We start from the raw sequence: 14,137 nt of genomic DNA, 5'->3' as shown, positions 1-14,137 counted from the left end.
GAGTAGGCAACGGCGTACTGGTCTAGTACGCCTGATCTGCATCGATGATGACACCACGCAGGCTGTTCGGGTAGGCATCTTCAATCTGTACCCGTACGAATTTACCAATCAGGCTGTGGTCTTCATAGCGGAAGTTTACAACGCGGTTGTTTTCCGTACGCCCTTGCAGTTCTCCCGGATCCTTGCGAGAGACACCGGTGACCAGAATGGTTTCTTCACGGCCGACCATGCGGCGGCTGATTTGTTGGGCATTTTGTAAAATACGGGCTTGCAGAATATGCAGGCGCTCTTTCTTGACGCTTTCCGGGGTATCGTCTATCAGTTCAGCTGCCGGTGTGCCAGGGCGGGCGCTGTAAATAAAACTGAAAGAGGTATCAAAACCAATACTTTCGATCAGTTTCATAGTGTCTTCAAAATCTTCCAGCGTTTCGCCTGGGAAGCCGATAATGAAGTCGGAGGATACGGAAATATCCGGGCGCAACTTGCGCAGCCGCTCGATCTTGTCGATATACAGATCAATTTCATGGCCGCGTTTCATCGCCGCGAGAATCCGGTTGGAGCCACTTTGTACCGGCAAGTGCAGGTGGCTTACCAGCTCTGGTACTTCGGCATACACCTGAATCAGGCTGTCACTGAACTCCAGCGGGTGTGAGGTGGTGAATCGAATCCGGTCAATACCGTCGATGTCGGCAACCTGGGTAATCAGTTCGGCCAGGTCGGCTTCTTCTCCATCGGTGGTTGCACCGCAGTAGGCGTTGACGTTCTGCCCCAGCAGGTTGACTTCCCGAACGTTTTGCGCTGCCAGTTGTTCTACTTCTCGCAGTACATCGGCGAGCGGTCGGCTGACCTCTTCGCCACGGGTGTAGGGGACAACGCAGAAAGTGCAATATTTGGAGCAACCTTCCATAACAGACACAAAAGCCGTACAGCCTTCCACTTTGGGAGCGGGCAGATGGTCAAATTTTTCGATTTCAGGGAAGGTAACGTCGACTACCTGGATGGCATTAGCTGCCTTGTTCACCATGGCTGGCAGGCGGTGGAGCGTTTGGGGGCCAAAGACCATATCGACAAAGGGCGCTCGTTTGATGATGGCGTCACCTTCCTGGCTGGCGACACAGCCGCCAACGCCAATTTTAAGATCGGGGTTTTTGGCTTTCAGTTTTTTCCAGCGCCCTAGCTCATGAAAGACCTTTTCCTGGGCTTTTTCCCGAATCGAGCAGGTGTTCAGCAGAATGACATCGGCTTCTTCCGGGTTGTCGGTCATTTCCATCTGATGGCTGGCTTCCAGCATGTCTGCCATCCGGGATGAATCGTATTCGTTCATCTGGCAACCGTGCGTTTTGATGTAAAGCTTTTTCGGTTGATCCTGAGTGGCAGAAGTCATGGGCAAAACAGCCTTCGGTGTCGCGTAAAAAAAGGGGCAGTATTATACTTCGCTCCCTTCTGTTGATGCCAGTGTGCATCTGCAGTCCTGATCGAGATTTTCTGTGCTACCGAGGTTGTCTGACGCCTTTATGAATTCGAAAGAAATGGTTGAACCCGTCTACCGCGTTGTTTTTTTACAACAAGCCGAGGTATTTGAAATTTACGCGCGCTATATCTATCCAAGTGATCTGTATGGTTTTGTTGAAGTTGAGCAATTATTGTTCGGGGAGCGTTCCCAGTTAGTGGTGGATCCTGGTGAGGAGAAGCTGAAAAACACCTTTGCTGATGTCAAACGCACCTTTATCCCTATGCATGCCGTCATCCGTATCGATGAAGTGAGCAAGGAAGGCAAGCCGACGGTGACCAAAACCGATGGTGTCAATAACGTCAGTTTATTCCCAGGGCCGGGAGGGACACCAGCGGGTCGACGATAACGTCATTGAGGACGGTTGTCTGACTCACTATTGGCACGGCTTGTCACTTTCGGCAGGCCCTGCTATGTTCAGGCAAGTTATTTCTGCTGAGGAGATCTTCGCAGGTACTTGCCGTTTGGCTCCGCAATGTCCATCCAGTATAGGGAGTTAGCCTCATGAACGCAGAAGTGATGCCGTTGTTCTGGCGAATTGCAGAACACGAACAAAATGGCCTGGAAGCTGTTAGCTTGTTAATGCCTGCTCCGGCCTCCGGAGAAGCACCCGCTGAATTTCCCACCGAAGTTTGTTTCCGTTCTTCCCGAGAGCAAAAGCCCCCGGTTGACCTGCGTTGGTCTGACGAAGACTCTGATCTGTTTATGAGCCTACTTGATCGAGTGGTTGATGTTGAGGAAGACAACGAGGTTACTCTGGATATCAATGACGGTATCGTACAGGGGATCGTACAATTGGTGGCGCTGGCACGGTTTAAAAAACCGGCATCGACAGATGATCTGGTAGGTGACGATTTTAATACCGAACGGGAAGAAACCGAGATCGGTGATCTGGTCGCGCTGAACACCCGCTATGGCTATGTTTTGGCGATTGTGGTCGGACTGGATTCGATCGATACCACCTGTGTTTTGCTGGAATCGGTAGTTGATGATGCCGGACTGACACTGGTTGCAGAAAATACCCTGGTTATTGCCAACCGACTTTCGATATTGCCAGGCTGCTTTGCCGACTCGGATGTCGGGCAAGGGGAAACTCGGCACTGAGCGGTGTCAGTGCCAGTGTCTTTTTGCGGCTTACTTCGCCAGCGCCAGACGCTGGCGTTTTTGTTTCAACACCATATGAGTCAGGGTTGAATAAAAGCCGGTTCCACTTTGGCGGTTGTGATGGTGGCTGTGGCTGGCAGCGATTTCAGCACCGCTGACCGTGTTTGCATTCGATTGCTTATTCATGTGTGATCCTGTCTGAATAGGTGAAAGAATATTCATTCCGTGTTTATGTCCCGTTTAACGTCGTATTGCATCCCAACAGAGGCTGAGAATGTCTTCTTCATCGCAGCTGACGCAGCTGAACTTTTCTGGTGCTTGTTGCTGTTTTTTCGCCATCATGGAAAGGCTTCCATAGGTCACTGTATTGAGCAGTTCGTTGGGAAGATCCTTGAAGACCCCCTGATGCTTGCCATCATCCAGTAGTTGACCGATGACCTGTTGCAGTACCGTCAGGGAGTTCTCCCGGTGTTCGGCGCAAATGGTTGGCGAGGCCAGTAGCTGATCCATTAATGCCCGCTGACAAGGGTTTGCGAGTACGTAGCGGTAATAGTTGCCCCACAAGGTAAAGAAGCGTTCGCGCAATGGCAGCGAGGCATCGTAACCTTCGGTACAGGCGGCAGTCAGTTTTGTGATCAGGTCATCAAACAGGGCCTTGACCAGATCCTGCTTGGTTTCAAAATACCGATAGATGGTTCCGGCACCACATCCGGCAAGAGCAGATATTTTGGACATTGGACAAGCCTGAAGGCCATGTTCGACGATCATCTCTGCCGTTGCTTTCAGTATCTGTTCGCGCTTGTCTATCATGATGCTCTATTGCCAGTGACTGAACGTTCATTCTGGTCGTTGGGCGATGGATTTGCAATCTGCTATTACGTGTCGTTTTGGTTCAATGTGTTATTTATTTGAAACAATAAGGCTGGAAATAGAAAATTGGTTCTATTTTCGATGAAATGTTGCGGATTATTGGACGTGCTGGTGACTGATGAGCAGGCGGAAAGGGAGTTGTCCTTTCTGCCTGGGCCTGGGCTGCCTGCAGTTGCAGCAGCTCAGACCTGTGTCTGGTGAATAAGACAGTAATCTATACGTTAAAACGGAAGTGTACGACGTCGCCGTCCTTGACGATATACTCCTTGCCTTCAAGCCGCCATTTGCCAGCTTCCTTGGCGCCAGACTCCCCTTTGTACTGAATAAAGTCGTTATAGCCAACCACTTCTGCGCGGATAAAGCCGCGTTCAAAGTCGGTATGGATCGCTGCGGCAGCACGTGGTGCGGTATCGCCGACCTTGATGGTCCAGGCGCGGACTTCTTTTACCCCGGCGGTGAAGTAGGTTTGCAGCCCCAATAATTCATAGCCTGCACGGATAACACGATCCAGCCCCGGTTCTTCCATACCGATTTCGGACAGAAATTCCATCTTGTCTTCATCATCCAGTTCGGCGATTTCGGACTCGATCTTGTTGCAAACGGCCACGACCTGGGCACCTTCGGAGGCGGCAATGGTGCGCACAACGTCGAGGTGTGGGTTGTTTTCAAAGCCGTCTTCGGCAACGTTGGCAATGTACATGGTAGGTTTGGTGGTCAGCAGGTGGAATGCACGGGCGACTTTTTGCTCGTCGTCACTCATGTCCAGCATGCGGGCGGTGTGGCCTTCTTCAAAATGGGGTAGCAAACGCTCCAGCAACGCTTTTTGCGCTACTGCATCCTTGTCGCCGCCTTTGGCGGTACGGCTAACGCGTTGATACTGCTTTTCACAGGATTCCATATCGGCCAACACCAGCTCGGTATTGATGATCTCAATATCGTCTGCCGGGCTTACCCGGTTGGCAACGTGAATAACGTTGTCGTCTTCAAAACAGCGTACCACGTGGGCAATGGCATCGGTTTCACGAATGTTGGCGAGAAACTGGTTGCCCAGGCCTTCACCTTTTGAAGCGCCAGCCACCAGTCCGGCAATATCGACGAATTCCATGGAAGTTGGGACGACGCGTTCAGGTTTGACGATGTCAGCCAGTTCATCCAGGCGCTTATCGGGCATGGAAACCACCCCGGAGTTAGGCTCAATGGTGCAGAACGGAAAGTTCTCTGCGTCGATGCCGGCCTTGGTGAGTGCATTGAACAGTGTGGATTTTCCGACGTTGGGCAAGCCAACGATGCCGCATTTGAAGCCCATAAGTGGTTTCCTGTGTCTGATAAAAACGGGGCAGGTATTTTACCCTTTAAATGAATGAAGTCGATTCATGGCTTTCGCCATTTCGCCGTTCAGTACGTCTGGTAATACTCGGCATGCTTCGTCAATGGCTGCCCGGATGCTCTGTTCTTCCGCGACGGGGGCGCGTCCCAGCACATGGCCAGTGACCCGTGATTTGTCACCGGGGTGGCCAATGCCAATTCTCAGACGATGAAAATCCTTGTTGTTACCCAGCTGACTGATAATGTCGCGCAGACCATTCTGGCCACCATGGCCACCACCGGTTTTAAACCGTGCGATACCCGCTGGCAGGTCAAGCTCGTCATGAATAACAAGAATGTTTTCGGGTTTGAGTTTGTAAAAATTGGCCAGTGCGGCAACCGCAAGGCCACTGCGATTCATAAAGGTGGCGGGCTTGAGCAGCCAGCATTCCTGGCCATTGATATGGCCCTTGCCAGCGAGTCCGTGAAATTTTTTGTCGGGAGACAGACTAATGCGCTGGCTGTGCGCAAACGCATCCAGGCACCAGAAACCGGCATTATGGCGGGTGTGTTCATATTCGTTGCCGGGATTGCCCAGACCAACGATCAGTGAAATCGGTGCAGTCACTTGCTTGCCTCATCAACAGAATGACGTGAGAACAGCTTGTCAGCTTGCGGCATCATAAATTCTGGTAAATCTGAAAACAAAAAAAAGCGGGGATATCCCCGCTTTTTTTAACAGCCGAACGAGATTACTCGCCAGCGGCTTCAGTTTCTTCGTCGGAGCCGCCTTTGGGCGCCATCACAGACACAACAGCAGTATCGTGCTCTGGGCCGTGAGACAGAGCCAGAGACTCAACACCTTCAGGCAGCACCAGATCGCTCAGGTGAAGGATGGTACCGAGTTCAACCGCAGCCAGATCAACTTCGATGAATTCTGGCAGGTGATCTGCCGTGGTAATGATGTCCAGGCTGGTCAGCTGGTGAGTTACCTTGCCGCCACTCATCTTGACACCAACACAGCTTTCTTCATTCAGGAAGTGCAGTGGAACGTGTGCCTTGATCTTGCTGTCTGCGTTAACGCGCAGAAAGTCGGCATGCCACAGCATGGCTTTGGCTGGGTGGCGCTGCAGGTCTTTCAGCAGAACCTGTTCAGTCTCACCGGCAATCTCCAGAGTAATGATGCTGTTGTAAAACGCTTCATTTTCCAGCTGCTTGTTGAACTCATTGGACTTGATGGTAATGGTTACGGGTTCTTTTGAACCACCGTAAACAATGGCCGGAACGCCGTTTTCACGACGCAGGCGGCGGCTCGCACCTTTCCCTGAGTCTTCGCGAACAACAGCAGACAATGTGAAGTCTGACATAGTAAATACCTCTTTAGCGGATAGAAAAACCGCCAGAACTTGCGACCAGTGCTGGCGGTTTTATTTAACCGGTGACACAACCAGTGTCACCGGGTTCAGCGCTTGCTCGCGTGTTATTAGCGGAACATCGCGCTGATGGATTCTTCGTTGTTAACCCGGCGTACCGCTTCTGCCAGCAGACCAGCAATGGTCAGTTGGCGAATGGAGCCTGTGGCTTTGGCTGCCTCAGACAGGGGAATGGTGTCGGTGACAACCAGTTCATCCAGTTCTGCATTGGCAAGCCGTTCAAGAGCGGGGCCGGATAGTACAGGATGTGTACAGTAGGCGACAACTTTTTCTGCACCAAACTCTTTTAGTGCCTTGGCGGCATGGCACAATGTGCCTGCGGTGTCGACCATGTCATCTACCAGCACACAGGTGCGGCCCTTGACATCACCGATAATGTTCATGACTTCGGCAACGTTGGCTTTAGGGCGGCGCTTGTCGATGATGGCAAGGTCGACATCCATCTGTTTGGCGATTGCGCGGGCGCGTACTACACCACCAATGTCGGGTGAAACAACGATCAGGTTTTCGTAGTTTTGACGTTCCAGATCGTCGAGCAGCACCGGGGAGGCGTAAACGTTATCAACCGGAATATCAAAGAAACCCTGAATCTGGTCGGCGTGCAGGTCAACGGTCAGCATGCGGTCAATACCCGCACCGGCCATCATGTCGGCAACAGCACGGGCGCTGATTGGCACACGGGCGCTGCGCGGACGGCGATCCTGGCGGGCATAACCAAAATAGGGAACGACTGCGGTAATTCGGCCAGCTGAAGCACGACGCAAACCATCGGCCAGTAGCAGAATTTCCATCAGATTATCGTTTGTGGGAGCACAGGTGGGCTGGATAATAAAAACGTCTTTACCGCGCACGTTTTCATCAATCTCAATGGTAATTTCACCATCACTGAATTTTCCAACGCTGGCTTCACCGAGGGGAATGTCGAGACGTTCGACAACGAGTCGGGCCAGTTCCGGATTGGCATTACCGGTAAATACCATCAACTTAGACACAATAGTCCCCTTTGATGTCACTTTAATCTGATTTGGGAGGAAAAGAATTGGCTGAGGTGGCAGGACTCGAACCTGCGAATGACGGGATCAAAACCCGTTGCCTTACCACTTGGCGACACCCCAGTATCTAGGACGGTCTGAATAATAGCTTATGTGCCGGAGAGTGGTTAACACCCTGTGCAATAAAATGCTCATATTCAGCCGGTAACTGCTCAGCAACCTTTGCGGCTGCTGCTTCCGAGTCAAAGCTTGAAAATATGCAAGCTCCAGTACCCGTCATCTTAGCAAGAGAATATTTATTTAGCAAATTCAATGCGTTACCAACTTCAGGATAAATCATCGAGACAATTTGCTGGCAATCGTTATCGCCCCCTTGCTCAAGTGCGGTGCGCATATTAATGGCAGGGGTATTTCTTGTCAAACACTTATGGGAAAAAATTTCTGCCGTGTTGACGTGGACGTCTGGCCGAACGACCAAGAACCATTTTTCTTCCAGTTGTGGCACGGGAGTGAGCTGCTCTCCGACGCCTTCGGCAAAGGCGGCCTGACCGTAAATAAACACCGGCACGTCGGCACCGAGGCCGAGGCCAATCCTGGCGAGTTGATCGAGAGACTGCCCAAGTTGCCAGATCTGGTTCAGTGTTAACAGGGTGGTGGCGGCATCCGAACTGCCACCGCCAAGGCCGCCGCCCATCGGTAAACGTTTGGTCAGACGGATATCAGCTCCTGGAACCGTTATGCCCTTTTCTTTGGCGAGGTTTTGCAGCACTCGGGCGGCACGAATAATCAGGTTCGACTCGCGCTCGACGCCGTCAATGTCGGGGGTCAGGGTGAGCAGGTCGTCACCCCGGCAGCGAAATTCGAGCCAGTCACTGTAGTCGAGGAACTGAAACAGGGTTTGCAGGTTGTGGTAACCATCCGGCCGACGCCCGGTAATATGTAACATCAGGTTCAGTTTGGCGGGTGCCGGTACGCTGACCCAGGGGCTGGCAACATCAGTCATGCAATGTCCACTCGTTAATGGCCAAGGTTAGAGTGTAGTCGTAGCCCTTGAGTTTGATCAGACCCGGTAGCCATATGCCCTGGTGTTGTTGATAACGACTGAAGCGTATGGTCCAGCCATTTTGTTGCAGATTGCTTAGCAGTCCGTAGTCATCAAACTGACTGGTGGCCTCGCTTGCCGGAGAGGGTTGGCCCTTGACCCAATAACGAATGCCTTCAATTGGCAAGTACCAGCCGAGATATTCGGCCATCAGGCTTTCGGCATTCGGAGCGGTCAGCGGCTGGTCGTGATCGGGCAGGGTCAGCGTCGCTTCGGTCGGGTTACCCTGCAAGCGTGACGACCCCTGACCCATGGGGCCGGTGATAAACAGATCGTATTGCTGATGTTGCTGTTCCCAGGTGAGGTAGCCGGTCACGCTGTCGCTATTGGTTCTGACCGACAGTTTGCCGCGCAGCTGCCAGTCTTGTAATTGCTCCAGCTGTTGCTGTTGCAGCTGCTGATCACCGGGCAGTAATGAGCAGGCGCTTAATGTCCCCATCAGCATCATCAACAGTAGCAGCGCTAACGTCTGAAGCTTTTGAACTATGTTATTCGGCATCCATCTCGACCTTCAGGCGCTGCAGTGTTGCCCGGATAATAGCGCTGTTGGCGTGGTCTTGCAGGCCAGCTCGCCATACCTCTCTGGCTTGTTGCTGTGCTCCGGTGACCCAGAGTAACTCACCATAATGGGCGGCAATTTCATGATCGGCGACAATGGTAAAAGCCCGCTGTAGCAGTGGCTCGGCTTGCTGATAGTCACCCAGTTTGAAATAGGCCCAGCCCAGGCTGTCAATAATGGCGGGGCTGTTGGGTCGTAATACCAGTGCCCGTTTCAGTAATGGCAGGGCATCTTCGATGCGGTGTAATCGGTCTACCAGCGTGTAGCCGAGGGCATTGAGGGCATCGGCGTTATCGGGTTGCAGTTCTATCACCCGTTCAAGGTCTTGTTCCATCAGGGGCAGATTATTCATCCGTTCTGCGACCAGAGCGCGGTAGTAAATGACTTTTGCATCGTTCGGGTTATCATCAATCAGACGGGTGTAGCGATCCAGAGCATCCTGAAAATGGCCGTAGTCGGTCAGCAAGCTGGCCTCCAGAACCATCAACTCGTTGTGTTTGTCGGGGTGGCTCTGGCGCAACGCGGTTAAATAATCAACCGCACTCTGGATGCCTTGCTGCTCCGCCAGCAGTGCTGCCGCATTAAGATGTGCTGGCATGAATTCGCGGCTGTCTTCTACCTGGGCATAATAGCTCAGCGCCTGATCTGGCTTGCCGAGTCGCTCGGATAATTGCCCGAGGTAATAAAGGGCCTGAGGCTGATGTGCTCCGGTTTCCAGCAGACTGAGCAAGTGGTTGTAGGAGTCCTGATTCAGCTCCAGTTCAAATTCAATCAGCCCCAATGACAGCAGGATGGTGTGATCACCTGGGTAACTCTGATGTAAATCTTCAAAGGCCTGTCTGGCGGCTTCGGTCTGGTCGGTATTTAATAACAGTCTGGCGCGCAGAACCTCCATGCCCTTGTGATCAGGATGTTGTACCAGTACCTGATCCACCCAGGTCAGAGCTGCACGTTTGTCAGCCCCCGATGCCAGCATCCGGGCTTTGAATACCGCCGCTGGCAGGCTGTCGGGAGCCAGGGTCAGCGCCTGATTGTAATGATTGAGTGCGCTGGTATTGTTACCGAGGCTTTGTTCCAGAATACCCGCTGCGGTCCAGAGTGAGGGGTTGTTTGGGGTGGTTACCAGCCGTTGTGACAACGCATCAAGCAGCTTTTTGCGGTCACTTTCGGCCCCGAGAGATGCGGTGGAAGCCAGTAATTCATAATGGCTGTCGCCGGTCAGATCCTGCAATACACTAAGGTGTTCCAGGGCGTTGAGAAACAACCGCTGCGACATATAAAGCTGGGCCAGTTGCCAGTGTACTTCCGGGTTGTCGGGTTCGGCAGCCAGCCAGATACGGGCAGCCTGGATTGCCTGCGGGTAGGAACCCATATACTGGGAGACCTGCGCGGCCCGAGCAGCAATCTGTGGATTGCCGGTACGCTCTGCAGCGGCCAGATAGCCATCGCGGGCACGCTCGAACTGCTGACGCTGCCCGGCGAACTCGGCAGATAACAACTCGAGTAACTCCTCCTGGCTAAAACTGGCAGGTTTGGGCTTGGGTTCGATTGCGGCGGATTCGGCTTGTGTGGCTGCGGTTGTCGTTCCGGCCGTCGCAGTGTCATTCAACGAGGGTTCGGTGGCCTGATCTTCAGGTTGTGCCTGCTGTTTATGTGCCGCACAGCCCGACAAAAAGCTGCCGAGCAGGATGCCAGTCAGGATCAATTGAGTAAGAGAAGTGCGTTTGCTGCTGGCCGGATGCAACAACGGCGTAGCGTTCGGTACGGCTGTCAACGATGGTGTGAACACTCTGTTTCTTCCGGATGCGGGGGGCTTCAGGAGCCGGTAGCGCCTGATTCGCCAGAAAATTTTGTGTCTATTTAGGGTTAGATGACACACTAAGTCAAAGATTTAAGCGGTAAAGCCGGGCGCTGACGTTTATAATCCGCGCTTTTCGATCAGGGGTAGCACATAGCGTAATGGGTATCTGGGCTCTGGGAATTAACCACAAGACTGCGCCGGTGTCCGTGCGCGAGCGCGTTGCATTTAATCCCGCCTCCATGCCTTCCGCTCTGGTGGACATCTGTCACGTTAATGCGGCTACCGAGGCCGTTATCCTTTCAACCTGTAACCGCACTGAGATCTACGGATCGTCGGCAGAGTTCAATTGGAATCAGGTTCGTGACTGGCTTGCCAATCATCATGGCCTGAATGCCAGTGAACTTGACTCGGCTCTGTACTGCCTCGAAGGAGATGCAGCGGTACAACACACCATGCGAGTGGCCAGTGGTCTGGACTCGTTGGTGCTGGGTGAACCACAGATTCTGGGACAAATGAAATCCGCCTATGCCGTGGCTCAGGAAGCAGGCACCGTCGGCTCTGAACTGGGGCGGCTGTTTCGTCAGACCTTCTCGATTGCCAAGCGTGTCCGTACCGACACTGCCATCGGAGAGAACCCGGTATCGGTGGCATTTGCTGCGGTGCGTATGGCTCAGCACATATTTTCGGATCTGGGCCGCAGCACCGCATTACTGATTGGTGCTGGCGAAACCATCGAACTGGTGGCGCGGCATCTGCGTCATGCCGGCATTGAAAAAATCATTGTTGCCAACCGCACACTGGCGCGTGCCCAGCATCTGGCGGAAGAATTTCATGCCGAAGCCGTGTTACTGGAAGATATTCCGGAAGTACTGGCCGAGGCGGATATTGTAATCGCTTCCACCGCCAGCCCGTTCCCTGTGCTGGGTAAAGGAGCGGTTGAAAAAGCATTAAAAAAACGCCGCCACAAGCCTATGTTTATGGTCGATATTGCCGTTCCCAGAGATATTGAAGCCGAGGTCGCAGACCTCGGCGATGTCTACTTGTACACCGTCGATGACCTGCGCAGCATTATTGAAGAAAACGTCCGTTCACGTGAAGACGCTGCATTGCAGGCGGAAGAGCTGATACTGGCGGGAGTGGAACACTTTATGCGCGAGCTGAAAGTGCTCGATGCGGTTCACACCGTCACAGACTTGCGCGCCCACGTCGACCGGGTGCGCGAAGAACAACTGATCAAGGCGATTAAACAACTGCAAAATGGTGCCGAGCCAGAAAAGGTTTTACGCCAGTTTGCCCATACTTTTAGCAACAAGCTGCTTCATGCTCCCACCATCGCACTGCGTCAGGCAGCGGCGGACGGGCGCATGGATGTCTTTGACAGTACCCGCGAGCTGTTCCAGCTTGGCGATACCGTTGATGCTGCCAGCACTGGCGATGATTGAACATGAAAGCCTCTATCCTGCACAAACTGGAATCTCTCTCCGAACGTTACGAAGAAGTCGGGCACCTGTTATCCGACCCGGACGTTATTAGTGATCAGAATAAATTTCGACAACTGTCGAAAGAATACAGCGAGCTGGAAAGCCTGGCCCAGACCTTTGGGCGCTACCAGCAAGCACAAGCCGACCTGGATGAAGCCGAACAACTGGCCAGCGACCCCGACCCCGACATGCGCGCCATGGGCGAAGAAGAAAAACAATCGGCCAAAGAACAGCTGGATGCCCTGACCGGCGAACTGGAAATTCTGCTATTACCCAAAGACCCGGACGATGGCCGTAACGTCATCGTAGAAATACGTGCTGGCACCGGCGGTGATGAAGCCGCAATTTTTGCCGGTGACCTGTACCGCATGTACACCCGCTTTGCCGAAACCCAGGGCTGGCGTACCGAGCTGATGAGCGCCAGCGAAGGCGAACACGGCGGTTTCAAGGAAGTGATTACCCGTATTGCAGGAACCGACGTTTACTCGCGGCTGAAATTTGAATCCGGTGCCCACCGGGTACAACGCGTGCCGGAAACCGAAAGCCAGGGCCGCATTCATACCTCGGCCTGCACCGTGGCAGTGATGCCAGAAGTTGACAGCGAAGAAGAGATCGATATCAACAAAAACGATCTTCGTATCGACACCTTTCGTGCCTCCGGTGCCGGTGGTCAGCACATCAACAAAACCGACTCAGCCATCCGCGTAACCCACTTGCCGACCGGGCTGGTGGTGGAATGTCAGGACGAACGATCACAACACAAAAACCGCGCCAAGGCACTGGCGGTGCTGGCGACTCGTCTGCGAGATGCCCAGCGCCAAGCCGCCCATGCCGAACAGGCAGCCACCCGTAAAAGTCTGGTGGGGTCGGGAGATCGTTCCGAACGTATTCGTACCTACAACTACCCGCAAGGGCGCGTTACCGATCACCGCATCAATCTGACCTTGTACAAACTGGATGAAATTGTTCAGGGCGACCTGATTCCGGTTATTGGGCCGCTGGCGCACGAGCATCAGGCCAACCTGCTGGCAGAAATGTCGGGCCAATGAGTCAATCCCAATCCATAGATCAGTGGCTGGCGACGGCCCGTCAGCAGCTTGAATTGAGCAGTCATGCCCGCAAGCTGCAAGACAACAATCCACAAGACAACAATCCACAAGACAATACCGCCCGACTCGATGCCGAACTGTTACTGGGGCACGTACTGCAAAAACCGCGTGCCTGGCTGTATACCTGGGGCGACACAACGCTGGAAGCGGCGCATAACGAACCGCTTGAACGGCTGTTGGCACGTCGCTGCCAAGGTGAACCGATGGCGCATATTCTTGGCCAGCGCGCGTTCTGGTCACTCGAACTGGAAGTGAATCCGAGTACCCTGATTCCCCGGCCAGATACCGAAACCCTGGTAGAATGGGCACTGGAATTACCCTTGCTGGCGACAGCGCGAGTATTGGATCTGGGCACCGGCAGCGGGGCGATAGCCCTGGCATTAGCCAGCGAACAGCCCTCCTGGAAAGTATTAGGCGTCGATGTTTGCCTCCCGGCAGTTGAACTGGCGCGCCGCAACGCCCGGAGCAACAAAGTGCGTGCGACATTTCTGTTAAGCCACTGGTTTGATGCTCTGGCTGGGCAGTTTGATCTGATCGTCTCCAACCCCCCCTATATCGACGCCGCCGACCCGCACCTGGCCCAGGGCGACGTTGCTTTTGAACCTCGCAGCGCGCTGGTTGCCGATCATCAGGGCATGGCCGATATCGAACACATCATCAGCAAGGCAGCGGCGTTTCTGGTAGCGGATGGCTGGTTATTGCTGGAACATGGTTATCAACAGGCCACCGCCGTTGCCGACTGTCTGAAACAACAGGGCTTTGTCGATGTGGGCACCCGGCACGATTTGGGCGGCCAGCCACGTATTACCGGCGGACGCTGGCCTCAAACCTGGTTGGCCTGATACTGATTGTTCAGACCTGCCTGTCGAAG

The 14,137-nt window shown here is 53.5% G+C and carries 15 protein-coding genes and 1 tRNA gene; 5 read left to right on the top strand and 11 right to left on the bottom strand.

Translation table 11 applies throughout. The features are described from left to right. Positions 1-22 precede the first annotated feature (22 nt). A complete protein-coding gene (miaB, locus tag SOJ49_RS13370; protein WP_369854993.1) occupies positions 23-1,384 on the bottom strand; it encodes a tRNA (N6-isopentenyl adenosine(37)-C2)-methylthiotransferase MiaB in 1,362 nt (453 codons plus the stop codon). A 130-nt stretch (positions 1,385-1,514) separates the two neighbouring features. Between miaB and SOJ49_RS13365 the strand changes: the two genes are divergently transcribed. Continuing rightward, a complete protein-coding gene (locus SOJ49_RS13365; RefSeq protein ID WP_369854992.1) occupies positions 1,515-1,859 on the top strand; it encodes a DUF1820 family protein in 345 nt (114 codons plus the stop codon). A 155-nt stretch (positions 1,860-2,014) separates the two neighbouring features. After that, positions 2,015-2,614: a hypothetical protein gene (locus SOJ49_RS13360; protein ID WP_369854991.1), complete on the top strand. Its 600-nt coding sequence runs from the start codon at positions 2,015-2,017 to the stop codon at positions 2,612-2,614. A gap of 30 nt (positions 2,615-2,644) precedes the next feature. Here the strand turns inward: SOJ49_RS13360 and SOJ49_RS13355 are convergent, their stop codons facing one another. The 10 genes from SOJ49_RS13355 to SOJ49_RS13310 form a co-directional block, all read right to left on the bottom strand. Continuing rightward, complete coding sequence (locus SOJ49_RS13355) at positions 2,645-2,800, bottom strand: hypothetical protein (protein ID WP_369854990.1); 156 nt, start codon at positions 2,798-2,800, stop codon at positions 2,645-2,647. 54 nt (positions 2,801-2,854) lie between these two features. Beyond that, positions 2,855-3,424, bottom strand: a complete 570-nt coding sequence (locus SOJ49_RS13350) for a TetR/AcrR family transcriptional regulator (RefSeq protein WP_369854989.1) — start codon at positions 3,422-3,424, stop codon at positions 2,855-2,857. A 274-nt stretch (positions 3,425-3,698) separates the two neighbouring features. Further along, a complete protein-coding gene (gene ychF / locus SOJ49_RS13345; RefSeq protein WP_369854988.1) occupies positions 3,699-4,790 on the bottom strand; it encodes a redox-regulated ATPase YchF in 1,092 nt (363 codons plus the stop codon). A 39-nt stretch (positions 4,791-4,829) separates the two neighbouring features. Next, on the bottom strand, positions 4,830-5,417 hold the full coding sequence (gene pth / locus SOJ49_RS13340) for an aminoacyl-tRNA hydrolase (RefSeq protein WP_369854987.1): 588 nt from the start codon (positions 5,415-5,417) through the stop codon (positions 4,830-4,832). A gap of 124 nt (positions 5,418-5,541) precedes the next feature. Continuing rightward, on the bottom strand, positions 5,542-6,156 hold the full coding sequence (locus SOJ49_RS13335; protein ID WP_369854986.1) for a 50S ribosomal protein L25/general stress protein Ctc: 615 nt from the start codon (positions 6,154-6,156) through the stop codon (positions 5,542-5,544). Between the two features lie 116 nt (positions 6,157-6,272). Beyond that, complete coding sequence (locus SOJ49_RS13330; protein WP_369854985.1) at positions 6,273-7,214, bottom strand: ribose-phosphate pyrophosphokinase; 942 nt, start codon at positions 7,212-7,214, stop codon at positions 6,273-6,275. A 48-nt stretch (positions 7,215-7,262) separates the two neighbouring features. Continuing rightward, a tRNA-Gln gene (locus SOJ49_RS13325) sits at positions 7,263-7,337 on the bottom strand. 4 nt (positions 7,338-7,341) lie between these two features. Continuing rightward, on the bottom strand, positions 7,342-8,217 hold the full coding sequence (ispE, locus tag SOJ49_RS13320) for a 4-(cytidine 5'-diphospho)-2-C-methyl-D-erythritol kinase (protein ID WP_369854984.1): 876 nt from the start codon (positions 8,215-8,217) through the stop codon (positions 7,342-7,344). Then, positions 8,210-8,815 (bottom strand): lipoprotein insertase outer membrane protein LolB, encoded by a 606-nt coding sequence (lolB, locus tag SOJ49_RS13315; protein WP_369854983.1) that lies wholly within the window; start codon positions 8,813-8,815, stop codon positions 8,210-8,212. Before lolB ends, ispE begins: the two co-directional genes overlap by 8 nt. After that, a complete protein-coding gene (locus tag SOJ49_RS13310; protein ID WP_369854982.1) occupies positions 8,805-10,664 on the bottom strand; it encodes a tetratricopeptide repeat protein in 1,860 nt (619 codons plus the stop codon). The genes lolB and SOJ49_RS13310 overlap by 11 nt, the downstream gene beginning before the upstream one ends. Before the next feature lie 170 nt (positions 10,665-10,834). Between SOJ49_RS13310 and hemA the strand changes: the two genes are divergently transcribed. From hemA to prmC, 3 genes are read left to right on the top strand one after another with little or no spacing between them, the layout of a single operon-like run. Next, positions 10,835-12,118 (top strand): glutamyl-tRNA reductase, encoded by a 1,284-nt coding sequence (gene hemA, locus SOJ49_RS13305; protein ID WP_369854981.1) that lies wholly within the window; start codon positions 10,835-10,837, stop codon positions 12,116-12,118. Between the two features lie 2 nt (positions 12,119-12,120). Further along, positions 12,121-13,206, top strand: coding sequence for a peptide chain release factor 1 (gene prfA, locus SOJ49_RS13300; protein WP_369854980.1), 1,086 nt, complete (start codon positions 12,121-12,123; stop codon positions 13,204-13,206). Continuing rightward, the gene (prmC, locus tag SOJ49_RS13295; protein WP_369854979.1) at positions 13,203-14,108 is read left to right on the top strand and encodes a peptide chain release factor N(5)-glutamine methyltransferase; all 906 of its coding nucleotides are present in this window, start codon (positions 13,203-13,205) and stop codon (positions 14,106-14,108) included. Before prfA ends, prmC begins: the two co-directional genes overlap by 4 nt. The last annotated feature ends 29 nt before the right edge of the window (positions 14,109-14,137 follow it).

Origin of the sequence: Candidatus Thalassolituus haligoni (assembly GCF_041222825.1) — a bacterium.
GTDB lineage: Bacteria > Pseudomonadota > Gammaproteobacteria > Pseudomonadales > Oceanobacteraceae > Oceanobacter > Oceanobacter antarcticus.
Note: the sequence above shows the minus strand (reverse complement) of the source record. Positions and strands in the feature narration are given on the sequence as shown.

Coding starts and splice junctions, on each gene's coding strand:
- SOJ49_RS13355 (WP_369854990.1), bottom strand. CDS start 2,800: ATGAATAAGCAATCGAATGCAAACACGGTCAGCGGTGCTGAAATCGCT.
- lolB (WP_369854983.1), bottom strand. CDS start 8,815: ATGCCGAATAACATAGTTCAAAAGCTTCAGACGTTAGCGCTGCTACTG.
- SOJ49_RS13350 (WP_369854989.1), bottom strand. CDS start 3,424: ATGATAGACAAGCGCGAACAGATACTGAAAGCAACGGCAGAGATGATC.
- miaB (WP_369854993.1), bottom strand. CDS start 1,384: ATGACTTCTGCCACTCAGGATCAACCGAAAAAGCTTTACATCAAAACG.
- SOJ49_RS13365 (WP_369854992.1), top strand. CDS start 1,515: ATGAATTCGAAAGAAATGGTTGAACCCGTCTACCGCGTTGTTTTTTTA.
- prmC (WP_369854979.1), top strand. CDS start 13,203: ATGAGTCAATCCCAATCCATAGATCAGTGGCTGGCGACGGCCCGTCAG.
- SOJ49_RS13360 (WP_369854991.1), top strand. CDS start 2,015: ATGAACGCAGAAGTGATGCCGTTGTTCTGGCGAATTGCAGAACACGAA.
- ispE (WP_369854984.1), bottom strand. CDS start 8,217: ATGACTGATGTTGCCAGCCCCTGGGTCAGCGTACCGGCACCCGCCAAA.
- hemA (WP_369854981.1), top strand. CDS start 10,835: ATGGGTATCTGGGCTCTGGGAATTAACCACAAGACTGCGCCGGTGTCC.
- prfA (WP_369854980.1), top strand. CDS start 12,121: ATGAAAGCCTCTATCCTGCACAAACTGGAATCTCTCTCCGAACGTTAC.
- ychF (WP_369854988.1), bottom strand. CDS start 4,790: ATGGGCTTCAAATGCGGCATCGTTGGCTTGCCCAACGTCGGAAAATCC.
- SOJ49_RS13335 (WP_369854986.1), bottom strand. CDS start 6,156: ATGTCAGACTTCACATTGTCTGCTGTTGTTCGCGAAGACTCAGGGAAA.